We start from the raw sequence: 7,412 nt of genomic DNA, 5'->3' as shown, positions 1-7,412 counted from the left end.
CCTACCCGGGGTGCAGTGTGCCCGGCACCTGGTGCGATGCGCATCACCTGGTCTGGTGGTGCCGCGGCGGCGGGACGGACATCATGTTCCTGGTGTTGTTGTGTCCGCGGCACCACACCCTGGTCCACGAGCAGGACCTGATGGCCACCGTCACCGGGTCCACCGTGACCTGGCACGTATAACGACCACGCCCCACAGCCCGGCCCCACCGGCCGGGCCCACAACCATGCCCGGACATCAGGCGCCGCGTCTTTCTGGGGTAGTGGCGGTGGCCGTGGGCACGGGGAGCAGCGACATGTTCCGACGACTTCTGACGTCGGCGCAGGTCTGTCTGAGGATGGACACCATCATCGAAGGAATCGCCTTCGGGGAGTCGCCCCGTTGGCGCGATGGCCGCCTCTGGGTCTCGGACTGGGGTCGCGGACGGGTGCTCGCGCTCGAGCCGGGAGGTCACGAGACTGTCGAGGCCGAGGTCGACTCGTTCCCGCTGTGCATCGACTTCACACCGGACGGCCGGCTGTTGCTGGTCTCCTCCACCGACCGGCGGGTCCTGCGGCGCGAGGCTGACGGATCCCTCGTGACCCATGCCGATCTCGGCAGCGCCGACACGACGCCCTGGAACGACATCGTGGTCGACGGGCGGGGCAACGCCTACGTCAACAACATCGGCTTCGACTTCCCGGAGGCCGAGCCGGGGCCGGGGTTCGTCGTGCTGATCACCCCGGACGGCACGGTCACGCGGGTCGCCGACGACCTCGCGTTCCCGAACGGGATGGCCGTCACCGCCGACGGCGCCACCCTCGTCGTCGCCGAGTCCTATGCCGAGCAGCTGACGGCCTACGACATCGCACCGGACGGCAGGCTGTCCGGGCGGCGCGTGTGGGCATCCACACCCGGAGACCATCCGGACGGCATCTGCGTCGATGCGACCGGGGCAGTGTGGTTCGCCGACGTGGGCAACGGGCACTGCCGGCGCGTGGTCGAGGGCGGTGCCGTGCTGGACACCGTCGCCTTCGATCGGGGTGCCTTCGCCTGCACACTCAGCCGTTCGGGCCCGCCGACGCTCTACGTCGTCGGACAGCACTTCGGTGCGCCGGAAGACGCCGGACCGACCGGCATCGTCGGTGCCTTCGCGGCTCCGGCCGGTGGCGCGGGCTATCCCTGACCAGTGCTCGTACCTCTGACCTGCTCAGCCGTCGCCTAGGCCCGACGGCAGTGCGAGGTCCGAGGTGGCCAGCGCGCAGCGGACCTGTTCCCGCAGCCCGGGGTCGAGGAGCCGGTCGTGGTCCATCACCTCGGCGAGGTGCGTCGGCAGCCGTCGTCCCAGCCACCCGAGCACACCGGCCTGGTCACGCAGCTCCAGGGGAGATCCGGACTCCCCGAGCACCCCGTGCACCGAGTCGTAGACCTCGACGCCGGTGAGAGGTTCGCCGCCCAGCAGGCACGGCATACTGCCGGGCAGGGGGACGCGCTGGTAGTTGGGCTCGGTCAGGTCCATCGCCTCGAGCTGGGGCTGGTCGAACCAGCAGACCGTCACCGGCCGTGACGCGGCGCCCGCGAACGGCGCTGCCGCGACATAGCCGCGTGCGCTGACGTGTGCGGAGTGGCCGACCGCGAGCCGCTCGACCTGTGCCTCACCGATGGGCAGACCGGTGGAGAGCAGCCCACCGAGCTTGCCCTGCAGGACCGTGGGGGAGGCGTTCGAGCCGACCGCAGCCACCGGCACCCGGCCAGAGACCTCGCCACTGACATCCCCCTCGTGAAGGGTCTCCTCGGTGAGCAGGCCGGTGCGCGCCGGCTCGGCCCAGGGGTAGTCGCTCGGTGACAGCTGCCTCATAGTTGCTCCGCCCATCGTGACACGCGAGGTTCCTTGAGTCGCCCGGAGACGGCCACAGTGTCTCACTGTACGGATGCCATGACGCGATAGATGAGACTTTCTGTCGCCTAGGCGTTGACTCCTCGCCCTGAGTGTCCTACTCTTGCGACTAGACGTCCTGCCTAGCGGGACACAGCAACGGTGCTACCAGGAGCGGACATGGCGGAGCGAGACACCAGCGACATCCAGGTGATCGTGCGCTGCGCCCAGATCCTCCGGCAGCTGGAGCCGGGCGTGCGCCTGCGCGTCGGCCCCCTGGCCAAGGAGCTCGGGATCGGTCGCTCCACGCTGCACCGCTACCTCAACTCCATGTCCAGCGCGGACCTGATCGAGCGGGTCGGCGACGGGGAGTACGCGCCCGGTCCGCTCCTGGCGCAACTGGGGACCATGGCGCTCAGCTCGCTCCAGGTCGTCGAGATCGCCGGTGTCGCGATGCGCCAGCTCTGCCAGCAGGTCGGCGAGACCGTCGTGCTGAGTGTGTGGGGCGGTCTCGCGCCGGTCGTCACCCGCGTCGAGCTCCCGGACCAGCTGATCCAGGTGATGGTCCGCGTCGGCTCCCCCCTGCCGATCAACGCCGCCCAGACCCGCGTCTTCCTCGCCTTCCTCGACGAGCCCCGCACGGTCGAGCGGCTCCTCTCCCTCGTTCCCGAGCGCCGCGCAGAGATCGACGAGGACATCGAGCGGGCGCGCAGTGAGGGCCTGCTCGTCTACTCCGGCTCGGTCGTCGGTCTGAGCACCGTCGCCGTGCCGGTCTTCAACTCGCGCGGCATCGCCGCCACCCTCGCCGTCATCGGCACCGACCCCTCGGTGCTGAGCCAGGACCGCACCGACCTCGGCACCGAGCTGCGTGCCGTGGCCCGTTCGCTGAGCGAGCAGCTCGGCTTCGACGGCCAGTACCCCGGCGCCGAGCCGGCCGCCATCGCCTGACCTTCATCCGCTGATCACACCCGACCCCGAGGAGACCCCATGGCATCCGCCATCGAGACCGTCCTGTCCGGCATGGTGGACATGCACTGCCACTCCGGCCCGAGCCCCTTCCCGCGCCAGTTCAACCACGCGGAGGCCGCCCGGGACGCCTACGAGCGCCTGCAGATGAAGGCGATCGTGGTCAAGTCCCACCACCACAACACGGTCATGGACGTGCTGTCCATGGAGCCGCAGCTGCGGGACGTGCCGACCAAGGTCTTCGGTGGCATCGCCCTCAACGGCATGGTCGGTGGCCTCAACCCGTGGGCGGTCCAGATGTGCCTGCAGATGGGCGGCAAGGTCGTGTGGTTCCCGACCTTCTCCTCGGGCCGGCACATCGACTGCCACCCGGAGCACGCCGGCTTCCCCACCCCGACGGTCAACCTCACCGTGGAGAAGACCGTCGTCAGCCGGGACGGTGAGCTGGTCCCCGAGGTCGGCCCCGTGCTGGACCAGATCGCCGAGGCGGACGCGGTCCTCAACGGCGGGCACATGTATCCCGAGGACATCGCCCTGGTCTTCGCGGCCGCCAAGGAGCGCGGCATCTCCCGGATGGTCGTCAGCCACCCCGACTTCGTCATCGGTGCGGACCCGGAGCAGTGCCGCCAGTACATCGAGATGGGCGCCTTCATCGAGCACGAGATGCACATGTACGACCCCGAGGCCGGGATGAAGTGGCCGATCGAGAACCTCTACAACTGGATCTCGGCGCTCGGCCCCGAGCACACGGTGCTGTCCTCCGACTTCGGCCAGCTCGGCCTGCCCAAACCTGTCGACGCCTTCCTGCGGGTGTGTGGTGCCCTCCTCGACCTGGGCCTGCCCGAGCGCGACCTGCAGCTCATGGTCCGTGGCAACCCCTCCCACCTGCTCAACATCTGAGCGACGAGTCAAGGAGTCTCCATGTCCTACGGCAACGACCCCCGCGCCAAGCTCGCCTCCAGCCCGAAGACCGCCCCCACCGCCACCGGCGCGCGGACCCCGCAGTACTACCAGTTCGACCTGCACGCGCCCGCCGAGCAGACCGAGGCCGGCAGCCCCACCTGGTACTTCCGGGGGCAGAACTTCGTGCTCGCCCAGACCCGCCTGCAGGCGGGGGACACCCTGGAGGTCACCGGTGCGGAGCAGGAGTATGTCGTGCTGCTCACCGAGGCGACGGCCGACGTCACCGTGCGGGCCGGCGAGGAGTCCGAGCAGGTCAGCGAGCACGCCGTGATCGTGGTGCCCGCGGGTGACAGCAGGGTCGAGGCGCACGCGACGACGGTCGTCTCACGGCTGTTCGACGTCCGCTCGCCCCTGGTGGAGCGCGCGGCCAATGCCGAGGCGTATGCCGAGGCTGACCCGATCGTGGCACCTCTCGTCCCGTGGCCGGACCCGGTGGGCGGGGCGAGGCTGCGCGTGTACCTCCCCGAGCGGGTGGAGGCCGAGCCCGGTCGCTTCGGTCGCATCTACCGGACCTCCTCGTTCATGATCAACTTCCTCGACGAGCAGCACGGTCCCCGCGACCCGGAGAAGCTCTCGCCGCACCACCACGACGACTTCGAGCAGTGCTCCTTCGTCCTGGAGGGCTCCTACGTGCACCACATCCGGGCGCCGTGGACACCGCGGCGCAGCGAGTGGTACGAGGACCAGCACCAGTACATCGGCGCACCGTCGGCCACCATCATCCCGCCGCCCACCGTGCACACCAGCGAGGCCGTCGGTCTGGGACTCAACCGCATGGTCGACATCTTCTGCCCGCCGCGCGAGGACTTCTCCGCGATGGACGGCTGGGTGCTCAACGCCGAGGACTACCCGCAGCCCGAGCGTGAGCCGAGCGCATGAGCCCCAGGACCCTCGAGCAGCTCCTGGCTGGTGACGGCCCGGCCGTCGGCACCTGGGTGAAGCTCTCGGCCGCCGAGGGCGTCGAGCTGATGGCCCTGGCCGGGTTCGACTTCCTCGTCCTCGACCTCGAGCACTCGCCGATGTCCCTCGAGACGGCGGCGCAGCTGATCACGGTCGCCCGCGGGCACGACATCGTGCCGTTCGTGCGCACCCCCGACCACGCGCAGAGCTGGATCCAGCGCTGCCTGGACGCGGGCGCAGCCGGCGTGCTCGTCCCGCACGTGGACACGGCGGACGAGGCCACCGCGGCGGTGGCGGCCGCGCGGCACGAGCCCGTGGGGCGTCGTGGCGTGGGGCCGACCAGCCGCGCGGGCGACTGGGGCCTGGTCCCGATGGCCGACTACCTGCAGCGCGCCGGTGAGCAGGGGGTCATCGTGCAGCTGGAGAGTCCCACCGCGGTCGCCAACGCGGCAGCGATCGCAGCGACCGGCGTCAGCGCGCTGTTCGTCGGGCCGGCCGACCTGTCCGTCGCGATGGCTGTGCCGGTGTCGGACCCGACCGTGCGGGAGGCGATGAGCCGGGTGCTCGCCGCCGCCCGTGACGCCGGGGTGCCGTGCGGCACAGCAGTCGGAGACCCTGCCCAGGCGCGTGCGCTGGCGCAGGAGGGCTTCGACTTCGTCATGGTGAGCAACGACGCCACCATCCTCGGGCTGGGGGCCCGAACCCTCGTGAACACCTTCCACTCAACCGTCTGACTCCCCAGACACACCCCCAAGGAGAACCTCCCATGAAGAAGTCTCGCACCCTCACCGCTGTTGCCGGCCTGGCGTCGGCGACCCTGCTCCTGGCCGCGTGCGGCACCGGCACCGGCTCCGGGTCCGACGGAGGCGACGCCGACGGCGCCACCACGATGACCTATGCCTCCTACGGTGGCACCTTCGAGGCGGGACAGGTCTCCGCGTGGCAGGAGCCCTACACCGCGGAGAACCCCGGCATCACCTTCGCCAACACCTCACCCTCCGACACCGCGATGATCAAGGCCCAGGTCGAGTCCGGCTCGGTCCAGTGGGACCTGGCCGATGTCAACCCGTTCTTCGCCGCCGACTACTGCGGTGAGCTCGTCGAGCCGCTGGAGCTGCCGAACGTCGACACCTCGCAGTTCGACGAGGCCCTGATCGGCGAGTGCTACTTCGGCGCCTACCAGTTCGCGCTGATCGTCAGCTACAACACCGACAAGTGGCCGGACCCCGCCACCGCCCCCAAGACGGTCGCCGACTTCTTCGACACCGAGAAGTTCCCCGGCCAGCGCGGCGTCGTCAACGACGTCACCAACGGCATGCTCGAGTACGCCCTGATGGCCGACGGCGTCACCCCGGAGGAGCTCTACCCGCTCGACGTGGACCGGGCGCTCGCCAAGTGGGACACCATCCGCGACGAGACCACGTTCGCCGCCAACAACGGCGCGATGCTGCAGCTGGCCACCGGCAACCAGGTGGACATGATGATGCTCGTCTCGGCCCGCACCAAGGCCTCCCTCGACGAGGGCGCACCGTTCCGGCCGATCTGGGACCAAACCATGGTCACCTTCCACACGCTGGTCGTGCCCAAGGGAGCGCCGAACAAGGAGCAGGCGATGGACTTCATCGAGTTCGTCCTGCAGCCGGAGCAGTCCGCGGCCTTCGCTGAGGCCGCCGGGGTGTCGCCGACCAACAAGGAGGCCGTGATCGAGCTGGACGAGACCGCCACCCAGGTCAACGCCTTCGACGAGAAGGTCAACACCGGTGGTGTCGTCACGACCGACGCGGAGTGGTGGGGCGAGAACGTCACCGACGTGGCCGACCGCTTCAACACCTGGCTCAACGGCTGACCCGTGGCTGGAACGGCAGTAGCGCACGGTCGCCTGGGGCGGCCCGCCCGCTGGAGCGGCCCGGGACTCCTCGTCCCGGCGCTGGTCCTGATGAGCGTGGCCGTCCTGGCGCCCCTGGCGATGAGCCTGTGGCGCAGCCTGACCGACCCGAGTCTCGGGCTGACGCACTACACGGACCTGTTCACCGACGGCATCACCCTGACCATCGTGTCGCGGACGCTCATGACCTCCCTCATCGTCACGGTCGGGACGGTCGTGCTGGGTTACCCCTACGCCTACCTGATGACCCGGGTCAGCACGACCACGCGCATCCTGATGCTGACGGCCGTCCTCGTCCCGTTCTGGACCTCGATGACGGCGCGCAACTTCGCGTGGCTGATCCTGGTGCAGCGGGACGGCCCGGTGGACAAGATGTTCTCCGCCGTCGGCATCGACGGTGTCGTCCTGCACGGGACCGTCGCGGGCGTCGCCGTCGCCATGATCCAGGTCATGCTGCCGTTCATGGTGCTGCCGCTGTACAGCCACATGGCCGGCATCGACCGCAAGCTGCTGCTGGCCGCCCAGGCGCTCGGATCGACCCCGATCCGTGCGTTCCGCAAGATCTTCCTGCCCCTGTCCGTCGGTGGTGTGGTCTCCGGCTCTATCCTCGTGTTCGCGCTCAGCTTCGGCTTCTACGTGACACCCGCGATCCTCGGCTCGCCACAGCAGTCGCTGGTGGCCCAGCTCCTGGGCCAGCGCACCCTGCAGCTGCTCGACTTCGCCGCCGCCGGAGCACTGGGCATCGTGGTGCTGCTCTTCACCCTCGCCCTGGTGACGGTGGCCAACCGGATGGGCGGCAGCGTCTCCGCGCTGGGCGCCAGCGTCGCGAAGGGGAAGTGAGGA

Annotated in this window: 9 protein-coding genes; 8 read left to right on the top strand and 1 reads right to left on the bottom strand. The window is 69.8% G+C overall.

From position 1 onward, the window contains the following. Together DA085_RS21740 and DA085_RS18825 are read left to right on the top strand one after the other, a co-directional pair. Positions 1-182 (top strand): HNH endonuclease signature motif containing protein (locus DA085_RS21740; RefSeq protein ID WP_237565607.1); only part of this gene is annotated, 182 nt, incomplete at its 5' end. Between the two features lie 113 nt (positions 183-295). Then, positions 296-1,165, top strand: a complete 870-nt coding sequence (locus tag DA085_RS18825; RefSeq protein ID WP_202619315.1) for an SMP-30/gluconolactonase/LRE family protein — start codon at positions 296-298, stop codon at positions 1,163-1,165. Between the two features lie 24 nt (positions 1,166-1,189). On the opposite strand, the gene DA085_RS18820 is transcribed toward DA085_RS18825, so the two are convergent. Beyond that, a complete protein-coding gene (locus tag DA085_RS18820; RefSeq protein ID WP_109474520.1) occupies positions 1,190-1,837 on the bottom strand; it encodes a hypothetical protein in 648 nt (215 codons plus the stop codon). 198 nt (positions 1,838-2,035) lie between these two features. On the opposite strand from DA085_RS18820, the gene DA085_RS18815 reads away from it, so the two are divergent. From DA085_RS18815 to DA085_RS18790, 6 genes are all read left to right on the top strand, one after another. Further along, positions 2,036-2,803 carry an IclR family transcriptional regulator gene (locus tag DA085_RS18815; protein WP_109474519.1) on the top strand — a complete coding sequence of 256 codons (768 nt, stop codon included), beginning with the start codon at positions 2,036-2,038 and terminating at the stop codon, positions 2,801-2,803. A gap of 39 nt (positions 2,804-2,842) precedes the next feature. Continuing rightward, on the top strand, positions 2,843-3,721 hold the full coding sequence (locus DA085_RS18810; RefSeq protein ID WP_109474518.1) for a DUF6282 family protein: 879 nt from the start codon (positions 2,843-2,845) through the stop codon (positions 3,719-3,721). A gap of 21 nt (positions 3,722-3,742) precedes the next feature. After that, positions 3,743-4,663, top strand: a complete 921-nt coding sequence (locus tag DA085_RS18805; RefSeq protein WP_109474517.1) for a cupin domain-containing protein — start codon at positions 3,743-3,745, stop codon at positions 4,661-4,663. After that, the gene (locus tag DA085_RS18800) at positions 4,660-5,418 is read left to right on the top strand and encodes an HpcH/HpaI aldolase family protein (protein ID WP_109474516.1); all 759 of its coding nucleotides are present in this window, start codon (positions 4,660-4,662) and stop codon (positions 5,416-5,418) included. Before DA085_RS18805 ends, DA085_RS18800 begins: the two co-directional genes overlap by 4 nt. Before the next feature lie 32 nt (positions 5,419-5,450). Beyond that, positions 5,451-6,530, top strand: a complete 1,080-nt coding sequence (locus DA085_RS18795) for an extracellular solute-binding protein (RefSeq protein ID WP_109474515.1) — start codon at positions 5,451-5,453, stop codon at positions 6,528-6,530. A gap of 90 nt (positions 6,531-6,620) precedes the next feature. After that, the gene (locus tag DA085_RS18790; protein WP_109474514.1) at positions 6,621-7,409 is read left to right on the top strand and encodes an ABC transporter permease; all 789 of its coding nucleotides are present in this window, start codon (positions 6,621-6,623) and stop codon (positions 7,407-7,409) included. Positions 7,410-7,412: the final 3 nt, after the last annotated feature.

This window comes from Ornithinimicrobium cavernae, from assembly GCF_003121625.1.
Lineage (GTDB): Bacteria > Actinomycetota > Actinomycetes > Actinomycetales > Dermatophilaceae > Ornithinicoccus > Ornithinicoccus cavernae.
The sequence above is the reverse complement of the archived record's forward strand: the minus strand, read 5'-3'. Positions and strand labels throughout refer to the sequence as shown.